Origin of the sequence: Haloarcula ordinaria, from assembly GCF_029338275.1 — an archaeon.
GTDB classification, from domain to species: Archaea; Halobacteriota; Halobacteria; order Halobacteriales; family Haloarculaceae; genus Haloarcula; species Haloarcula ordinaria.
On sequence record NZ_CP119789.1, the window covers coordinates 1013897 to 1031553 of the forward strand.

Consider the following 17657-nt stretch of genomic DNA (forward strand, 5'->3'; position numbering starts at 1 on the left):
ATGCTTACGTGTACCAACCTCACCGTCGGGTACGGTTCCACCCCGATTCTCCGGGATGTCGACCTACACGTCGAAGAGGGCGAGGTCGTCGGCGTCATCGGAAAAAACGGCGTCGGGAAGACGACGCTGATGAAAGCTATTGTCGGGCTGCTCGACCCCGATACCGGCTCCGTCGAGTACGACGGAACCGACATCACGGACTGGCCGACAGACGAACGCGCCAAAGCCGGCATCGGCTACATCCCGCAGAGCCGGGACGTCTTCCCAGATCTGACCGTCAGACAGAACCTCCTCGTCGGCGAGACAGTCAACGAGGACGTCGACGAACTGCTCTACGATATCGTCTACGAGTACTTCCCGATCCTCGAAGAGCGCGCAGACCAGGCGGCCGGTTCGATGAGTGGCGGCGAACAGCAGATGCTCGCTATCGGGCGCGCACTGGTCGGTAACCCGGACCTCTTGCTGCTCGACGAGCCCAGCGAGGGAATCCAGCCGTCGATTGTTCAGCAGATACAGCGTGACATTCCCGAAATCAGTGACGAGCTCGGAATGACCGTCCTGTTCGTCGAACAGAACCTGGGTGTCATTCAGTCGATGTCCGAACGATGCTACGCGATCGAACGGGGGACCATCGTCGACGAACTCGGTTCCGGTGACTTGACCGACGACACGCTCGCCCAGTTCCTGGCGGTCTAAGATATTCATGACTCCATCATTCGACCCGTTAGAGACGACCGTTGCAGAGATCCACGAGGCCATGCAGGACGGCGAAGTTACGAGTCGCGAACTCGTCGACTGGTACCTCGACCGCATCGACGCCTACGACCGCGACGGACCGACGCTCAACAGTGTCGTCACCGTCAACGAAGATGCGCGGGCTCGCGCGGCAGAGCTCGACGAGGCACTCGCGGACCGCGGGCTCGTCGGTCCGCTCCACGGCATCCCCGTACTCGTCAAGGACCAGGCCGAGACGGCCGGCCTACGGACGACGTTCGGGTCTGCGGTGTTCGACGACTACGTGCCCGAGACAGACGCGACGGTGGTGAAAGAGCTCAAGGAAGCTGGCGCTATCGTGCTGGCGAAGACGAACCTCTGTGACTGGGCTGCGTCCTGGTTCGGCTACTCGTCGGCCATCGGTCGCACGAAGAACCCCTACGTGCTCGACCGGGACCCCGGCGGTTCCAGCGCCGGGACCGGTGCCGGGGTCGCGGCCAACCTCGGCGTGGTCGGTATCGGCGAGGACACCGGGGGGTCGGTCCGGCTGCCCGCCGGCTACTGCAACCTCTTTGGCATGCGTGTCACGACCGGCCTCGTGAGTCGGACCGGCTTTTCTCCGCTCGTGACCCGCCAAGACACCCCCGGACCGATGACCCGGACGGCAGCGGACCTCGCTCGCTTGCTCGATACTATCACCGGCTACGACGACACTGACGGCTGGACGGGCGCAAACGCCGGCGTGGCGGACCAGTCGTTCACCGAGGCGCTCGACCCGGACGCGCTCGACGGTGCGCGTATCGGCGTGCTCCGGCAGGCACTCGGCGACGAGAGCAACCCCGAGTCAGCCCCGGTAACCGCCGTCTTCGAGGATGCGCTCTCGACGCTCGAGGACGCGGGGGCTACGCTCGTCGACCCGGTCAGCATCCCGGACCTCGACCAGCAGCTGGACGACACGTCACTCTACGTCCTGCAGAGCAAACACGATATCAACGAGTTCCTCGACGGGCGGGCGAACGTTCCGGCGGACTCCGTCGCGGATATCGCGGCTGCCGGTGGTTGTCACGAACTCGTCTCTGACCTGTTCACGGCGATGCTCGACGGGCCGGCAGACCCGTCTGCGGTCCCCGAGTACTGGGAGGGCGTCGGCGCACAGGGGCGACTGCAGCGAGACATCCTGCAGGTCCACGCCGAACACGACCTCGACGCCATCGTGTTCCCCGACGCGCCGGTGTTGCCCCCGACCGAACAGCAACTCAGGGACGGGACCTACTCGACGATGGGGTTCCCGACGAACACGGTCATCGCCTCTCAGTCCGGTTGTCCGGCTGTCTCGGTTCCCGGGGGGCTCACCGACGACGGCGTTCCGGTCGGCCTCGAGCTGATGGGCGTCCCCTATGACGACCACGCTTTGGTTGCGCTTGCCAGTGCCTACGACCAGGTCGCGGACACCCGCGAGCCGCCGGCAACTGTCCTGTCCGACGACTGATGACCGACGTGCCTGCGGCATTCGACGTCGGGACACTCCAGCGCGCCTATCGAGAGCGCGACCTCACGCCGCGTGCAGTCGTCGAGACGGCGCTGTCCCGCGCTGACAGCGACGAACCGCGAAACGTCTGGATCGACCGGTACGACAGACGGGCTCGCGAGCGTGCCGACGAACTCGCCTCGGTGGATCCGTCCGCCTACCCGCTGTACGGCGTCCCGTTCGCGCTCAAAGACAACGTCGACGTGGCTGGTCGGCCGACGACCGCTGCCTGTCCGGACTACGAGTACGTTCCCGAGGCTAGCGCGACGGTCGTCGAACGCCTGCTCGAGGCCGGGGCGATTCTGCTCGGCAAGACGAATATGGACCAGTTCGCTACTGGACTGGTCGGCACACGGAGTCCGTACGGCGCCTGCCGGAACGCACACGACCGGTCGCTCATCTCGGGCGGGTCCAGCTCCGGCTCAGGCGTCGCGGTCGCCCGGGGACACGTGTCGTTCGCTCTTGGGACCGACACGGCTGGGTCAGGGCGCGTCCCGGCTGCGCTGAACGGGGTCGTCGGCTACAAGCCGACGCGCGGACTCATAAGCACCGAGGGCGTCGTCCCCGCGTGCCGGACGCTCGACTGTGTGGCGGTCTTCGCGACAACTGTCGACGATGCCAGGCAGGTCGGCGACTTGCTCGTCGGCCACGACACCGCAGACCCGTACTCGCGCCCCGTCGCCGACGAGTGCTCCCTGACTGGTCCTGCACCGGACACGCCGCGTGTCGGGGTCTTCGAACACACCGAGCACTTCGGGGACGATGCCGCTGCGGCGCTGTTCGACACTGCCGTCGAGCGGACCGAAGACGCTGGCGCGGCGGTCGTCACTGTCCCCGAAGAACCGTTCCGGGAGACCGCGAAACTACTGTACGGTGGGCCCTGGGTCGCCGAGCGCTTCTCGGTCGTCGGCGACCTCCTCGAGGACGACCCCGACGCTGTGCTCGATATCACTCGTGACATCATCTCGGAGGGCGCGGACTACTCCGCCGTCGACACCTTCGAGGCCATGTATCGGCTGCAGGAACATCGCGGCCGGGTTCGAGAGGTATTCGCTGATATCGACTTCCTCCTGACGCCGACGACCGGTACCACGTACACCGTCGAGGCCGTGCGAGACGCGCCCCGTGAGACGAACGGGAACCTCGGGCACTACACAGACTACGTCAACCTCCTCGACCTGTCGGCGGTTTCCGTGCCGGCAGGGACCCGACCTGACGGTGCTCATCTGGGCGTGACACTGGTCGGTACTGCCGACGGCGACGCCCCGCTGCTCTCGTTTGCCGAACGCATCGTCCCCGACACCGAACGAGCGGTTCCCACGAGGACCGATGCCTGAGAACACTCGAGCCCTCAGTCTCTCAGACTGGTCTGTCTCCCGTGCTCTCGCGACTGCGACTGATTCCGCTCCGGTAGCCGACATATAATGTGTTATAGGCCACAGACTGTATTTTAACAATATACAAATGACCACCAAAAGTCTTATTACGTGTTTGTAGTTACCGTAAGATGAGCAGATGAGTGGAAATACAGAGAGCAACAAGCAGAAAAAGTTCATGAATATAAAATTAAGTTCGGCGGGTGCGGTGGTCGCGGATGTCTGACGACCAGCGCTCCGGGAGCGGCCTCTCTCGGCGCAACTACCTCCGCACCAGCGGTGCAGCCCTCGCCGCGGCGACGTCACTCGCAGGCTGTTCGGGCGGTAGCGCCGGTGGTGGCGATGGCGGCGACGGCGGATCGACTGGGTCCAGTGGAAGTGACGAAGACCCAATTACGGTCGGTGTCGTCGACGCACAGTCCGGCAACGCAGCGCTGACCGGCACTCCGAAAGTCCTCGCCAGCGAACTCGCGGTTTCGGAGATAAACGACGAGGGAGGAATCATGGGCCGCGAAGTCGAGCTGCTCACACCCGACCCCGAATCCGACATCAACACCTTCCAGCAGCACGTCCGCCGGTTGATAAACGAGGACGAGGCCGACGCCATCTGGTGTGGCATCCGAAGTTCAGTCCGCGAGGCCGTCCGTCCGATAATGGACCGGAACGAACAGCTGTACTTCTACACGACCCAGTACGAGGGTGGTGTCTGCGACAAGTACACCTTCCCGATGGGAGCGACCGCACGGCAGCAGCTTAGACCGGTCATGGAGCATATGACCAATGAGTTCGGGTCGGACATCTACACAATCGCGGCAGACTACAACTTCGGTCAGCTGAGCGCCGATTGGGTCGAAATCCTGGCTGAGGACATGGGTGCGACCGTGATCGGGGAGGAGTTCGTCCCGCTCTCGCAGAGTCAGTTCAGCTCCTCGATAAACAACATCCAGGAGGCCGACCCCGACTTCGTGATGTCGATTCTCGTCGGCGCGAACCACGCCTCCTTCTACGAGGAGCGGGCCGCCGCCGGGCTCGACGTCCCCATGGGCACCTCGACGGTCATGGCGCTCCCGTTCGAGCACATTCGACTTGACCCGCCGGCCCTGCAGAACGTCCACGTCGGTGCAAACTACATGCAGGAGTTCGACACCGAGCGTAACAACGATTTCGTCGACCGGTACTACGAGATGCATCCGGACGCCCGGTACCTCAACCAGAGTGCGCACAACAACTACTTCTCGATGCACTTGTACAAGAACGCCGTCGAGGAAGCTGGGACGACCAATCAGGACGAGGTCATCGCGACGCTTGAGGAAGGAATGGAGGTGGAGGCGCCTGAGGGCGACATCACCCTGAATGGCCCGACCCATCACATGTCACACCACATGCGAATCGCTCGCGCCGACGAGAACCACAACATCGAGGTCCTGAACGGCCAAGAAGGCGATCTCATCGAGCCCTCGTTCCTGCAGGACGTCGGCTGTGACCTGACCGAGGAAGTCGAGACGACCCAGTACACTCCGGCTGATCTCTAGACACGGCGATTCAGACGCCTGACATCGCGCCCATCGACACGGAAATACGCCAAGTCGATTTTTCACTTTCGGTCGAAATCCGCAGTGGATCCCACACTCGTCCATCGGCTATCGGTTTCTCCGGACAAGTCGGGAAACCGGCCCGGCGAGCGGACTACTGTTCCCAGTCCGGGATTTCCCGTTGGATGAACTCTCCGTGTCCTGACTCACCGACGACGTCCCCGTCGTCAGCGAGTAGTTCGCCGCGGACGTACGTCTTCTCGACGTGTCCGACCTCTCGGCCCTCGTACACGGAGAAGTCTGCCATGGATTCGTTGTCCTCCGGCGTAATCGGCGACGTGTCGTCGGGGTCGAACACGACGATGTCGGCGTCGGTCCCCGGTTCGAGGGTCCCCTTCTCTGGCATCCCGAATATCCGGGCGGGGTTCGACGCGAGTTTCGCGACCACGAACGACGGGCTGAACCCGCGCTCTTCGACGGCCTCGTCGAAGAATACCGGGAGACTCCGCTGGAGCGAGTTCATCCCGAAGGTCCCCTCCCACCACGGGTCGACCTGCTTCTGGTCGCGGGTGTAGCCACAGTGGTCCGTGGAGACGACGTCGAGCGTTCCCTGGTCCAGATGCTCGAACATCGCCTCGTTGTCGTCGGGTTTCCGCAGCGGCGGCGCGGCCATGGGGAGCAATCCGACCTCGGAGAACAGCGAATCGTCGGCGACCGTGTACTGAGTACAGGTCTCGGCACGGACCCGGTCGTGGTAGTCGTCGCGGTGGTCCTCGATGACTTCCGCGGCTTTCCGACAGGTCGTGTGGATGCCGTAGTAGCGACAGCCGGCCTCCATCGCCATCGTGAGCGCGTCGTCCGCCGCCATCGCCTCGGCGTAGTCCGGACGGGACATGGGATAGTACTCCGGTTCGCCGTTCCCTTCCTGTTTGAACACCTCGGTGATGACTTCACACACCGACGAGTCCTCCGTGTGCAGGACGGCCACGAGGTCGTGACCGGCCGCCTCCTGGAGCACCTCGTTGATGAACCCGTTCGGGAGGCCGTGCTCGTAGGCGGTGAACATCTTTATCGACGTCACCCCCTCCTCGATTATCGCCGGCAGTTCGTCGAACACGGTCGGGTCTTCCCGTGTGATGGCCCCGTGGAGACTGTAGTCTATCAGGGACCCTTCGGCCTTCTCCTGCTTTCGCTCGATGCCCTCGAGGAGCGTACTCTCCTCTTCGAAGATGCTCGACTCGCTCACCCACGCTTGCCAGGCGAAGTCGACGAACGTCGTCGTCCCACCCAGCGCCGCAGCTCGTGAGGCGGTGTCGTATGTATCATTGCTGAACATGTCGTCCAGATGAACATGGACGTCAACTGCGCCCGGCATGACGAGTTTCCCCGCCGCATCGACTGTGTGCTCGGCGTCGGGGAGCTCGGACTGCTTCCCCACAGCCACAATCGTCCCTTCGTCCATCGCGATGCTTGCGTCGTACGTACCGTCCGGTTGGACCAGCGTCCCACCGGCGATTATCGTATCTACTGCCACACGATGAGAACGCGATATTAATATAAAATGGCTTTTGATTACGCAAATAATGGTATTACAGATTCAGAACTGAACAAAGAATGGTTAAACTCGAGATAGAAATTGAATTTAACAATCATCGCGAAGCGCCCACTCCCGTCGATCGATGTCGGTGTACTAGTCTCCCTTCGACTCGACCGCCTCGATGAACCGCTCGGAGTCGGATACCCATCCGAAGACGCCACCTTGCATCTTGATCTGCTTGATGGCGGCCTCACGGTTTCCGACGTCGGTCGCGCCGGTCGCATCTTTCAGTAGGATGCACCAGTAGCCGCGGTCGTTGGCCTCTCGCATAATCGTATGGACGCAGACGTCCGTCGTAATCCCCGCGATGACAAGGTACGAGGTGCCCTGCCGGTTTAGAATCATCTCGATGTTCGTGTTTCCGAACGCACCCTTCGTTGGTTTGTCCACGACTGGCTCGCCCGACACTGGCGCCAGCTCGTCGATGATGTCCCAATTCTCGTTCCCACGGGTGAGCAGCGGCCCCATGCCATCGGGTGGCGTTTCGCCGATTCCGACACCGTCACCCGCGGCCTTGCTTCGGACCAGCTTGTTGAACGGCGCATCCGCGAGGTCAGGTTGGTGTCCTTCCCGTGTGTGGACGACGTCGACGTCGGTTTTTCTGACCGTCTCGAGCACGTCTGCGATGGGCTCGACGGCCCGACGTGTCAGCGACAGGTCGTACCCCATCGCATCCACGTAGCCGTCGGGTCCACAGAAGTCGGTCTGCATGTCGACCGAGAGGAACGCGGTCCGACCCGAGTCGAGCTCGACGAAGGCGGTGTCGCCGAAGTCGGGGCAATCTTCCACTTCGACCTCGAACAGGTCCCCCTTCGGTGGCCCGTAGAGCCACTCGGGATACCGGAAGACGTCGGTCTCCTGGAACTCCTCGTACGCCTCCTGCACCCGCTCCAGATACGCTTCCCGCCCGTGCTCCGAAATGTAACTACTCTTGCTCATGAGTGGTGCTGTGTACATTTACCGACTCAAGCGTATTAATCCTGGTCTCATAGACAGAAATTACGCATATTCCTCTACCTACGTAAACAAATGGTCTCCTGGCTAGGGGCCGGCCCCGCCAGCCTGTCGCGCCGTCAACGCAGTTCGTCGTACGTGTCGTGCCACGGCTTGATTCGCTCGAACGCTCCGCTGGCCGCCAGGACTCGCTGGTCGGCGAACCGCGGCCCGACGATTTGCATCCCGACCGGGAGCCCGCCTCGGGTGACCCCAGCCGGGACCGAAGCCGCCGGGTGCCCCGTCAAGTTAAACAACCAGGTCAGGGCCCACTCGAGCACCGGGTCGACGGACTCGCCCTCGACTTCTTCGGGCCCCCACTTCCCGTGCTCGAACGGGGGGACAGCGATTGTCGGGAGCAGTAGCAGGTCGTACTCCGCGAACAGCGACTGGAACGCTTCGAAAACCTCCGTCCGGACCACGTCTGTCCGTCGGTACTCGACGGCACCGAGTTCCATCGCCGCCTCGGCGTCGGCGACGTTCTGGGCGTCCAGCGCTTCGCGGTGCTCGCCCAGGAGGTCCGTGCCGTCCTGTTTCATGTGCTCCAGTGCCTCTGCAAGTACGACCGAGAATCCGGTCTTCCAGCAGCGGTACATTTCCGTCCGCGAACGGGGTAGCTCCGGGTCAACTTCTACGAACTCCGCCGGTCCGGACTTGAACGCGTCGACCGCCTCGTGGAACCGTCGGCGGACACGCTCGTCGACTGGGAAGGTCCCACCGAGGTCCACCGAGTAGGCGATAGTCATATCCGAGATGGGGCGACGGGTCGCCGCCACGAAGTCGCTCTCGCCGGTCTCGACGGTGAACGGGTCAGACGGGTGGTATCCCGACAGCACGTCGAGAACCATCGCGGCGCCCTCGACGGTCCGCGTTAACGCGCCCCGTCCGCGCATCGGCGTGTGATGCGCGAAGCCGTCGGGGCGGAGTGGAATCGGGACACGCCCGAAGGACGGCTTCATGCCGAAGACGCCACACGCACTCGCCGGGATACGGAGGGAGCCACCGCCGTCGGTCCCGAGTCCGATAGGGGCCATCCCGTCACCGGCGGCCGCGGCGCTCCCGCCAGAGGACCCACCGGCCATCCGCGTCCGGTCGAACGGTGTCCCGGTCGCTCCGAACAGGTCGTTGTCTGTGACCCCCTTCGTCGCGAACTCCGGGGTGTTCGTCTTCCCGATGACGACGGCACCGGCCTCCCGTAGCTGGCGAACTGTCAGGTCGTCCTCTTCGGCGACGTTTTCAGAGAGCGGGACACACCCGTTGGTAAACCGTTTGCCGCCGACTGCGTAGTTGTCCTTCACCGCTACCGGTAGGCCATGGAGCGGCCCGAGCTCCTCACCCTCACGGCGTGCCCGGTCAGCCTCCCGGGCGGCCGCCAACGCATCCCTCTCGAACACCTCCACGAAGGCGTTCGTCCGCTCGTCCCTGTCCTCGATACGTTCGAGATGGGCTTCGACGACGTCCACAGCGGAGACGGTGTCACGCCGCATCTCCAGTGCGAGCTCCGGGACTGAACGGAAACAGAGTGGGTCTGTCACACGTTACCGAGGATATCCGTCGTAGTTAACGTTGGGTCACGCGCAACTCTTTCCTCCCACCGCCTCTGTTCGGTGTTCAGTCACTGCGGATTCCGTCTGCGCGACCAGCGGGGGGCTCACGACACCGGCAATCCCCCTCACCTACCGGGCGCACACACGGGAGACACGCCGGTCACTCCTCTGCCGCATCGATGACCTCGTAGTTGATGTTCTGGTCGCCGAGCGTGTCCGTGTGACTCGACACGTGGTCCGCTGCGGCCAGCAGGAGCACGTCGAGCCCCTTCGTCGCTGCTTCCTGGACTGCCGTGGCGCTCCCGAACCGGATGTCTACCTCGACAGCCGCGCCGGTGGCCGCAGCGAGGGCTTCGACGCCGGCGACCGCGACGAGGTCGTGGGACTCGGCCAGCGCGGCGACCCGCTCGGGGTCGACCGCGCTGCTGCCGCCGTCCTGCACCTTCGGGATGGAGACGACCGTCACGTCTCCGAGTTCGTAGTCGACGACGCCCTCGACGTTCGTGACGCCGACGTCGGTGCCGGCGACCCCGTCCGTGACTGCAACTGCAGTTGCACTCCCCGTCGCGCCGGCCATCGCACGGAGGGTCCCGTCTTGCATGGTCAGCGACACGGTCTCGCCCTCGCTGATGTCCGTCGTCGCGAGCACCGTCTCGACGTCGACCTGCCCGACGACGTCTTCCGAGACGTGCTCGACGAAGCTCCGGAGGCGGTCGGTCTGTGAGATGAGCCAGTCGACGCCCTCCTTGGTCACCTCGTAGCGACCGCGGCCCTGCTTGTCGACGTGCTCCAGCTCGACCAGGTCCTGCAGGTAGTTGCTCACGGCCTGTGACGTGATGCCGATCTCGTCGGCGATCTCCCGCTGACTCACCGCTGGTTGTCGTTCGGCAATCTCGACCAGAATCTGGTATCTGGTGGCGTCCCGCTTGCTCCGGAGGACGCCGTAGTCGTCCTGGTCGGTGGGCGACGTGGTCATTGTCCACACTCCGTCTCTGAGGCTAAAATAGTTTGTTCCTACTGCGACCAGAGTTTACCCGTACGCGGTATCTGCCGCCGAGAAGGCAATCTGGATTGTCTTGGAACAACACTCGTTGTTCTACAGCCCACTTGAGTTGGTCCCGTGCTGGCACACGGTCCGCTTGGAGCGTCTGGACTGCCCGAGAACACGCGTCACGCACTCCCTCCAAACCTGTCGCGTCTCGGCTCCGCGCCAGCCGGCCCGTTACCGTTCGCTCGCCGGTTCGGGCCTCACGCGGTCGTCGCCTGCTGATTGATCCCTGCCTCGCCGCCGAGTCGCCGTTCTATCAGGGCGAACATCGTGTCCATCGTAATCGCCAGGAGTGCGCCGGGAATCGCGCTGGCGAGGACCTTCTCCATCTGGAAGAGGTTGATGCCGCCGATGACCCAAACGCCGGGGCCACCGCCCCCGATGAAGTCGGCGACGGTCACCGAACCGGTCGAGGCCGACACCCTCGCCGCTGCCCGGGAGCGGAGTCCCGTTCGGGAGACCCGCCGCGAGCGGTAATCGTCGAGCGCTGGATGGCACTGCTGGATTTCGAACCGGCTGTAGACGCACCGTGCTCACGGCTTCGCCGTCCGCACCGTCGTTCTCTCTTACTCGAACCAGGCACCGTTCGTCTGCTGGGGATTCAACCCCGCACGCTACTCCCGGGGCTCGTGTCCGGCCGGGCCGCCGGCCTCGAGGTACTCTGAGAGCCACCCGAGATTCGTGTCGTCCGTCGCGGGGCCACCCTCCATGGCCTCGATGAGCTCGTCCGAGGCCATCACCGTCGCGTAGAGGTCACAGACCAGTTGCTTCAGTACGTCCGGGTCGTCGGGCAGGTCTTCCGGGTCGAGCTCCGCCGGGAGTTCGTCGCTCATAGTCTGGAGACGGATGGACGGACGAAAAAGGTGGCGTCGACCATGGTGGGTGTCGTCGCTCGTGGTCACACGGGTGGTCCAGAAGGCGAACGACCCGTCAGTCACAACTCGACCGGGGAGTGGATGGGCCCTGCCGGACTATGAACCGACTGCAGACTCGCTTCGCTCGCCTGCCGGGGTTCGAATCCTTCGGGGTACTTGTCACTGCTCACTATCGTTCACAGGGCAAGTGGGCCCTGCCGGAAATCATTCCGCCACTGAACGCTTCTGCCACCCCCACGCAGTCTGGTGATTTCCCGCCGTCCGGGATTCGGGAAATCCACCCTATGACAACCAACGATCCAAGCGATCTCGAACCGATCAAACCGGAGCGCGCGCAAGAACTGTACCTCGACCACAAGGCGAGTGAGTGCCGAGAGGTCACGATCCAGAGTCACAAGTACCGGACGAACCACTTTGTGAGGTGGTGCAAGGAGAATGGCATCGACAATCTGAACGAGGTAAGTGGCCGGGATCTTCACGAGTTCCGTCTCTGGCGTGAGGAGGATGGAGATCTAAACAAGGTTTCTCTGGAGACACAGATGTGTACGCTTCGAGTCTTCCTGAAATACTGCGGCTCAATCGAAGCTGTCACTCCCAATCTCTACGACAAACTCCTTATCCCGCAGTTGAGCCGGGAAGAAGGGCAGCAAGATACAATGTTAGAGCCTGACCGCGCTGAAGAGATTCTTAGCCACCTTTCGCGGTACCACTATGCCTCGAAGGAACACGTGTTGTTCGCGTTGCTGTGGGAAACGGGTATGCGAATTGGTGCTGCACGGTCATTAGACGTCCGTGATGTCGAGAGTGAGGATGAGTGTCTCGACTTAGTCCATCGGCCTGAGACGGAAACAAATCTCAAGAATGGGCAGGGTGGCGAACGGCTTGTCGCTGTCTCTCGGGAGCTTCTTGAGCTTTTAGAGAATTATATCGAGGACACCCGAATCGAGATAACTGATGACCATGATCGAAGTCCGTTGCTGTCGACGCACCGAGGACGAATCAGTAGGCCATCGATGCGCCGAATCGTCTACACCCTCACAGCACCATGTTACCTCGACAAATCGTGCCCGGACTGCAACGATGGGTCGACAAAGAAATGTCCAGAAGCGGTCAATCCCCACGCGATCCGACGTGGCAGTATCACGCACTTTCTGACCCGAGATGTTCCAGTTGAAATAGTGAGTGATCGAATGGATGTGAGCCGTAAGGTAATTGATAAGCACTACGACCAGAGGTCAGAGGAGGTGAAAGTTGAACAGCGGCGGCGATATCTCGATAATATATAACACCTCCTAATCGACTCTTACCGCCATATCTGATTGGGGGATCATCAGTATCAAATTACTAGTAGTTTGAAGATATTGGCGTTCCACGTTCAGAAACTACTAGTAGTCGCTAGTGTTTCGAGAATCGGCAGCCAGGAACAGGCTGGCCGTTCGAAGTTATAGATGTATTATGTGATTCTGCAAGTCTGCTGAATACAGGGCGCTTTGTCAGCAATCGATAGCCGGGAATATTATCTCTGCCAAGTTGATATTGGACTGGTCGTGGCTGATCCGATCTCTGAATCGGAGCCGTCAGAAGGAGGGTTGTTCCACGTGCTGTTCCCAAAATCCCGGGTCCTCGTATTTCGAATACGTCGTTTGATAGCCGAGCCGGCGGCCAACTGGCGCGAGGACAGTTGCCAGTGGACGGGTCACGGTGGGAGGAGGCGACACGAACACCGTATCGTCCGCTAATTCCTCGGTCAATACCATGCCCTGGAGAAAACCCGGCTGTCCCGAATCGTCTAATTTACCCTCGTGGGCGAGACCAAATAGCGTCTTGATCAACTGGAGCGTCTTTCCTGGCGGCCGTACCGTGCCGATTGCCGCGGTGAATGTATCGCCATCGTAGCGCGGTTTGTGAACCGTCCCGGCCGGAACAGTGTGCGATTCCCCCGCTGAAACACGGCGGGGAGTGCCTTCGACGACGACCGTCAGTTCTCCCGAAAGGACCTCGAAGGTCTCCTCGTACCCGACGTGATAGTGTTCCGGCGGCCCCTCGCCAGCACTCAGGTAGAGCGCACTGTGATACTCGCCACCCGTGTTCTCGGGTGGGTCAAGATCGGCGACCCACTCTTGAGACACGGGATTAGAAACGAGGGGTCCGGTTCTCTCCCGGAGGTTCTCTGCAAGTTCCCCGTCGAGATCGACCTCGAAACCACTTCCCGGAATGGGGTCACCGTTCTCGTCGAGCGTTCTCCCCACAGACGTGGTGCCCATGCTAGACACTAGCACGTACGGATTATTAATATTCGGGAGTGAACGGGCATGGCACACCCATTCTGCCCGAATTCTGGCGGTGAGTCCGTTTTGGCCACCCAAACCAATTTGATGGTAATTGTCGTATGATAACGTATGTCAAATCACGTCGATCATACAGGGTCACGTCGGGTACTCGATCACGAGGGATTTCCAGGCAGGTGGGAAATTCTCGAAACGGCCGACGAAACCGGTGGGGAACGGTTCAAGACGCGTATGGAACTGGAAGAACAAGGCGAGTTACCGCCCCATCTCCACCCGACCGCAGAGGAAAGTTACGAGATCATCGCTGGCGAACTGGAGGTACAGGTCGATGGGGACTGGTCGACGGTTGAGGCTGGCGAGACAGTCGTCATTCCGCCCGACACGGAACACGCGTTCAAGAACACGGGGCCCGCCGAGGTGATCAATATCCATCAACCCGCGATGGAGTTCGAGGAGTTCTTTCGGGGGTTCCACCGGTTGAAAACCGAACGTGGGGTGGCGATGCCGCCGGATGGGCTCAAGGCAGCGATCTTGCTGGCCATGCTGGTCGTGGAGTACGAAGATGAACAGCGCGTGGTCAGTCCCCCACATTGGTCGTTCAAACTGCTGGCGCGGCTTGGCCACCTGCTCGGCTTCCGGCTTCCGGAGTAACTGCGCGAGACGTATCGAAGGGCGAAGTAGATGTCGTCGCCAGGGTGTGCTGAACTCAGCCTCTGAGTCGGTCATACTGTTACTGACAGGACATGGGAAGAACAGATGCGACTGTGCGAGAGACAGGGTGTATATCCATCAAAGTGAGTCGGCGAAATCGCTCAGAATCTCATTGAATCGTTCGGGTTCCTCGATGGTAATACAATGACCGCTTTCTTCGAATAGTTCAAATCTGCTGTCCGGGACGAGTTCTGCGACTGCTTTGACCGATTCGACGCTCCGCCACTTCTCGTCTGCTCCGGCGCACACTAACATCGGAACGTCGATGTCAGGGAAGACGTTTGGTGGTTTGCGCAAGATATCGGCGTAAATTGCGCTCTTGATCGGGGGTGGTGTACGTGATGCCTCGTCGAACATCATGGTTTCAAGTTCCCGCGGAGGTGAATCTTTGAGCAGTAATTCGTTCTCCTGTTCGACGAGATTCAGATGATCAGTCTGGATTCCGACGAAGACATCGCTGAGGTCTTCCAGCCCCATCCGTCCGAATTCGTAGTCCTCCTGCTGGAACGGGGATGGCTCGGCGTCTACATTTACCAGTGCTTGTATCCGATCTGTTCCGAACTGATCTACATACTCCCATGTGACACCCGCACCCATAGACCACCCGACCAGTACAACGTCGTCCAGATTCCGGCGGGCGAGGAATTCATTTACATCACGGGCATACTGGCGGACAGTATGGCCGTGCTCGGTCTTCTCCGACCGACCGTGGCCTCTGAAATCGAGAGCTATCGTTTGATACCCGTCCGAAAGATCCGTCAGTTGTGGCTCGAAAAACCTGAGCCCCATCCACGCCCCATGGAGAAACACGAGCGGTTGTCCCTCTCCGTACTCTTCATAATAGAGGGTAGCTCCATTGCATTCGATAACTGGCATAACACCATACTTCGCCCTGAATACCGATAATCATTCGTGCTGAACTTCGTCTCAATATCTCGCACGCCGTTTCTGACAGATACTGTAGACATTGACTGGACCACTGGTGGTGAACTACTAGCAGTTCTCAGGTAGCGTGACTGCATGCGCTCAGAGGCACTTCTGCGGAAAAGGCGTTCCACGTTCAGAAACTACTAATAGATGCAGCAGTGGCGCTGCAGGCTCCAGTTCGACTGTCGAACGACTTGTCATTTCAGGCGTGAGGCGGCCGAATTCGGGGGTTTGAATATCGGCCGAACTCCTGAATTCTGAGCACACTATCCGATACGTCCTGCACACGAGGTGAACTACCGGTACTCGCCCCATCCCTTTTGTCTCACTGTGTGGTAACTACCCACATGACCGATTCGACTGTATCCGAGTCACCACTCGAAGCGGCCGCTGGCACCGCTGGCCCTCACGCAGTCGAGGCGTTCAAATTACTGAGCGATGAGACGCGTCTGGCCATTTTACTGGCTCTTTGGGAGCACTACGACCCGCACGCCGAGGATAACTCCGTCCCGTTCTCAACGTTGTACGACCGTGTCAATATGGGCGACAGTGGCACCTTTACTTACCACCTCGACAAACTGGTCGATACCTTTGTCGAAAAGACCAGCGACGGCTATCAACTCCGGAACTCAGGACTCACCATCGTTCGGGCAATCATCGCCGGCACGGGACTCGAAGACGCTCGACTCACGCCGACCGAAATCCCCCGGTCGTGTTACCACTGCGGCGCTTCTGTGGAGCTCAGCTACAAAGACGACAGACTCTATCAGATCTGTACGGAATGCGAGGCCAACGTTGGGCCCGATTCCAGCGAACGCGCCCCGACGGGGACACTCATGGTGTACGACAATTTCAACCCCGCCGGTCTGACGCATCGGGCTCCTGCGGACGTATTCGTGGCGAGCACGATCGAATACCACAGAGCGGTGACGTTGCTCATCAGAGGCGTGTGTCCCGAGTGCTCGGGGCCAGTCGAAGAGTCACTGCACATCTGTGACTCTCACGAGTCACCGCCGGGAGAAGTTTGCTCGACGTGTGGCACCTGGAACGAGGCCCGGGTCAGGTACGTCTGCTCTGTCTGTAAGTATGGTGGCTCCTATCCGGCGTGGGTAGCTGCCTTCGACCATCCAGCAATCGTCGCATTCTACTACGACCACGGGTTCCAGATGACGTTTGATCTTGATGACGCCGAGACGTGTGCTCGGGCGTGGGATCGCCTTGCACGCGAGCAAACGCTTGTATCGGAGGATCCCGTTCGGATTCGCGTCACGGTACCGTGTGGCGGTGAGGAGCTATATTTGACCTTGAACGAAAATCTAAACGTAATTGACGTGACCGAGTCGAACAACTGAGGGCCACGCCGACGCTCGATAAAAAACATCAACCTGCATACTGGTTTACCGTCCAGTAATCCCGATTACTGGAATGTCGTCCAGATTATACTTTTCACCCTCCAAATCCTGCTCCTTTGTGGGTGGCACTCACACCCATGACAGACGCGAAAGCCCATGTGATCGATCTCATCTTCGGCCGATGGCGTAGCCAGACGTTGTACGCCGGGGTCGAACTCGGCGTCTTCGACATCATCGGGGATTACCCCAAACACGCCGTCGAGATCGCCGATCAGTTGGACATCAACCGCGAACAGGGGTACCGGCTCTTCCGAGCGCTTGCCTCGCTGGACCTGCTCCAGGAGTCCTCAGATCGCCGCTTCTCGATAACCCCCGCGGGTGAACTACTCCAGGAGGACCACCCGGACAGTCTACAAGGGATTGCCCTTCTTGAAGAGGGACCGACACATTACGCGACCTGGTCACACCTTCCGGCTATCGTCCGCGAGGGGGAACCTGATGGATTCCAGCGCGAGTTCGGACACTCCGTTTTCGACCATCTTGAGGAAAACCCCGACTATGCGGCCCGATTCAACGAATCGATGAGCAGTCTCTCGCAATTGGAATCAGATTGGGTCAAGCTCCTGCTCCGTACCGTCGATGTATCCGAATTTGGCCACATCTGCGACGTCGGTGGAGGTCATGGTCACCTGCTGTGTACCTTACTTCAGGACGCACCTCGTGTCGAGGGTACGGTACTCGAACTGCCAAGCGTCGTCAAAGATGAGGACCAGCATTACCACGAGTCGATGGGACTCTCGAACCGCGTCGATTTCGTCGCCGGAGATTTCTTCGAGGAAGTCCCGACGGCCGACGCTTACCTGATGAAACACATCCTTCACGACTGGAGCGATGCGGAGTGCGTCGAAATCCTCTCGACGGTACGGGAGGCAGCGCCGGACGACGCCCGTTTGTTCGTCTGCGAACTCGTCGTTCCCGGACCTGATCAGTCCCACCTCTCGAAACTGTTCGACATCCACATGATGGTGTCGGGGACCGGCAAGGAACGCACCGAGGCCGAATATGCCGAACTCTTCGAGAAAGCCGGGTTCGAGCACGCCGAAACACATCAGACCGACGAGATTCCGATGGCCATCGTCGAAGAGATAGCAACGTGACACCATCCAAAA

At 60.7% G+C, this 17657-nt stretch carries 16 protein-coding genes; 8 read left to right on the forward strand and 8 right to left on the reverse strand.

Annotated elements, in window-relative coordinates; all coding sequences use genetic code 11:
• The 4 genes from P1L41_RS05380 (at window position 1) to P1L41_RS05395 (ending at window position 5150) form a co-directional block, all read left to right on the forward strand.
• Window positions 1-696 carry an ABC transporter ATP-binding protein gene (locus P1L41_RS05380; RefSeq protein WP_276297843.1) on the forward strand — a complete coding sequence of 232 codons (696 nt, stop codon included), beginning with the start codon at window positions 1-3 and terminating at the stop codon, window positions 694-696.
• A 7-nt stretch (window positions 697-703) separates the two neighbouring features.
• On the forward strand, window positions 704-2203 hold the full coding sequence (locus P1L41_RS05385; RefSeq protein ID WP_276297844.1) for an amidase: 1500 nt from the start codon (window positions 704-706) through the stop codon (window positions 2201-2203).
• On the forward strand, window positions 2203-3579 hold the full coding sequence (gene atzF / locus P1L41_RS05390; protein WP_276297845.1) for an allophanate hydrolase: 1377 nt from the start codon (window positions 2203-2205) through the stop codon (window positions 3577-3579). The genes P1L41_RS05385 and atzF overlap by 1 nt, the downstream gene beginning before the upstream one ends.
• Window positions 3580-3836: 257 nt before the next feature.
• Window positions 3837-5150, forward strand: coding sequence for an urea ABC transporter substrate-binding protein (locus P1L41_RS05395; RefSeq protein ID WP_276297846.1), 1314 nt, complete (start codon window positions 3837-3839; stop codon window positions 5148-5150).
• Window positions 5151-5304: 154 nt separating this feature from the next.
• On the opposite strand, the gene P1L41_RS05400 is transcribed toward P1L41_RS05395, so the two are convergent.
• From P1L41_RS05400 to P1L41_RS05425, 6 genes are all read right to left on the reverse strand, one after another.
• Entirely contained in the window at window positions 5305-6684 is a 1380-nt protein-coding gene (locus P1L41_RS05400) for a dihydroorotase (RefSeq protein ID WP_276297847.1), read from the reverse strand.
• 156 nt (window positions 6685-6840) lie between these two features.
• The gene (locus tag P1L41_RS05405; protein ID WP_276297848.1) at window positions 6841-7686 is read right to left on the reverse strand and encodes a cysteine hydrolase family protein; all 846 of its coding nucleotides are present in this window, start codon (window positions 7684-7686) and stop codon (window positions 6841-6843) included.
• A 134-nt stretch (window positions 7687-7820) separates the two neighbouring features.
• Entirely contained in the window at window positions 7821-9275 is a 1455-nt protein-coding gene (locus P1L41_RS05410; protein WP_276297849.1) for an amidase, read from the reverse strand.
• Between the two features lie 172 nt (window positions 9276-9447).
• Window positions 9448-10263, reverse strand: coding sequence for a DUF7839 domain-containing protein (locus P1L41_RS05415; RefSeq protein ID WP_276297850.1), 816 nt, complete (start codon window positions 10261-10263; stop codon window positions 9448-9450).
• A 272-nt stretch (window positions 10264-10535) separates the two neighbouring features.
• Window positions 10536-10736: a hypothetical protein gene (locus tag P1L41_RS05420; RefSeq protein ID WP_276297851.1), complete on the reverse strand. Its 201-nt coding sequence runs from the start codon at window positions 10734-10736 to the stop codon at window positions 10536-10538.
• Window positions 10737-10949: 213 nt separating this feature from the next.
• Window positions 10950-11168, reverse strand: coding sequence for a hypothetical protein (locus tag P1L41_RS05425; protein WP_276297852.1), 219 nt, complete (start codon window positions 11166-11168; stop codon window positions 10950-10952).
• 326 nt (window positions 11169-11494) lie between these two features.
• On the opposite strand from P1L41_RS05425, the gene P1L41_RS05430 reads away from it, so the two are divergent.
• Window positions 11495-12496 (forward strand): tyrosine-type recombinase/integrase, encoded by a 1002-nt coding sequence (locus tag P1L41_RS05430; protein ID WP_276297853.1) that lies wholly within the window; start codon window positions 11495-11497, stop codon window positions 12494-12496.
• A 291-nt stretch (window positions 12497-12787) separates the two neighbouring features.
• Here the strand turns inward: P1L41_RS05430 and P1L41_RS05435 are convergent, their stop codons facing one another.
• A complete protein-coding gene (locus tag P1L41_RS05435; protein WP_276297854.1) occupies window positions 12788-13474 on the reverse strand; it encodes a cupin domain-containing protein in 687 nt (228 codons plus the stop codon).
• A 135-nt stretch (window positions 13475-13609) separates the two neighbouring features.
• Between P1L41_RS05435 and P1L41_RS05440 the strand changes: the two genes are divergently transcribed.
• Window positions 13610-14149: a cupin domain-containing protein gene (locus P1L41_RS05440; protein WP_276297855.1), complete on the forward strand. Its 540-nt coding sequence runs from the start codon at window positions 13610-13612 to the stop codon at window positions 14147-14149.
• A 138-nt stretch (window positions 14150-14287) separates the two neighbouring features.
• Here the strand turns inward: P1L41_RS05440 and P1L41_RS05445 are convergent, their stop codons facing one another.
• A complete protein-coding gene (locus tag P1L41_RS05445; RefSeq protein WP_276297856.1) occupies window positions 14288-15085 on the reverse strand; it encodes an alpha/beta fold hydrolase in 798 nt (265 codons plus the stop codon).
• A gap of 398 nt (window positions 15086-15483) precedes the next feature.
• On the opposite strand from P1L41_RS05445, the gene P1L41_RS05450 reads away from it, so the two are divergent.
• Together P1L41_RS05450 and P1L41_RS05455 are read left to right on the forward strand one after the other, a co-directional pair.
• Window positions 15484-16488: an ArsR/SmtB family transcription factor gene (locus P1L41_RS05450; protein WP_276297857.1), complete on the forward strand. Its 1005-nt coding sequence runs from the start codon at window positions 15484-15486 to the stop codon at window positions 16486-16488.
• Window positions 16489-16625: 137 nt separating this feature from the next.
• Window positions 16626-17645, forward strand: a complete 1020-nt coding sequence (locus P1L41_RS05455; protein WP_276297858.1) for a methyltransferase — start codon at window positions 16626-16628, stop codon at window positions 17643-17645.
• Window positions 17646-17657 lie beyond the last annotated feature (12 nt).